Source organism: Vibrio sp. 1557 (assembly GCF_033340175.1).
Lineage (GTDB): Bacteria > Pseudomonadota > Gammaproteobacteria > Enterobacterales > Vibrionaceae > Vibrio > Vibrio alginolyticus.
This window is the reverse complement of sequence record NZ_JAWOVZ010000221.1, coordinates 1-1,156: the sequence shown is the minus strand read 5'-3', so window position 1 is coordinate 1,156 and position 1,156 is coordinate 1. Positions and strand designations below refer to the sequence as shown.

At 48.1% G+C, this 1,156-nt stretch carries 1 protein-coding gene and 1 pseudogene; one reads left to right on the top strand and one right to left on the bottom strand.

Annotated features, from left to right (window positions below; translation table 11 throughout):
- Positions 1-177: pseudogene (locus R7070_RS26035) on the top strand (phosphonoacetaldehyde hydrolase); the annotation flags it as partial.
- A gap of 76 nt (positions 178-253) precedes the next feature.
- On the opposite strand, the gene R7070_RS26030 reads toward R7070_RS26035, so the two are convergent.
- On the bottom strand, positions 254-1,156 hold a 903-nt coding region (locus tag R7070_RS26030), incomplete at its 5' end, for a LacI family DNA-binding transcriptional regulator (protein ID WP_318141492.1).

The following is a 1,156-nucleotide window of genomic DNA, read 5'->3' as shown; positions in this document are numbered from 1 at the left end:
GGTCTGACATTTGAAGAATACCAAGCCGCAGACGAAGCAACCTTAGAGAAAGCTCGTGAAAAAGCACGCGCGAAGTTTATCAAGAGTGCACCTCACTACTTAATCGACACCATCTCCGATCTGCCAGAGGTGATCGTAGATATCGAACAACGCCTAGCCGCGGGCGAACGTCCGTAGTTTTCGCTCGTGAATTCAGAATGTAAAAAGCCTCTCCATATTGAGAGGCTTTTTGTATTTATGGAAAGCGGAAGTGTCAATTAATCGCGGTACTTGCTCGACGCTTTAGCTTAAAGCCCATACTGGTCGGCCGTTCTTCTGGCTCGCCTTTGATGGCATGTAACAGTTTTTCTGCCGCCTTGGTGCCCATGCGCTCGTAATCAAATTCTGCCGATGTCAAACTTGGGTAAGCGTGCTCCCCCATAGAAGAGCCTTCAAGACAAATAATGGCAATGTCGGTCGGGACTTTGAGCACGCGGCGATGGCACTCAAAGAGCGCACCAATTGCTATCTCCTCATGGCTACACACCAAAGCATTCAAGCTTGAATCGCGCAGCAATAACTTCGCCAATCCTTCCGCACCCAATTGTGAAGATGGCGCTTCATGAGTCGTCAGAAAATGATCTGGGGTGAGATAGTTTTCAATCATCGCACTTTGCCAACCGTGTAACTGGCGTTGCAACGTTGAGTGATTCCCGCGCGCCCCAATAAAACCAACGTTCTTAAAACCTTGTTCAATCAGGTGTCTGGTACAGGCCTTACCCACTTCGAAGTGATCCACGCCAATGTTGAGATAACTGGCCTTTGAGCTCAGTTCGGCAATCTCTAACACTGGCGTATTTGATGCCTCTAACAGTTGATGCGTTCGCTGACTATGCTCACTTCCAAACAGTACAACGCCCGCAGGACGGCTCTCTAAAAAAGTCGAAAGCAACTTTTCTTCTTGCTCAATCGAGTAGTCGCTGTAACCCAGCAATAGTTGATAACCCGCTTTGTTTAACGCCTGTTGGAAGCTTGGTAAGAAATGCGCGCATGCTTTTTCAAACAGTGACGGAATGATTAGAGCGATGGAATAACTTTCTGCAGATGCGAGTGCCCCTGCGGCTTTGTTCGGGATATAGCCGAGCTCATCAACCACTTGTTGAATCTTTTCTCTCAG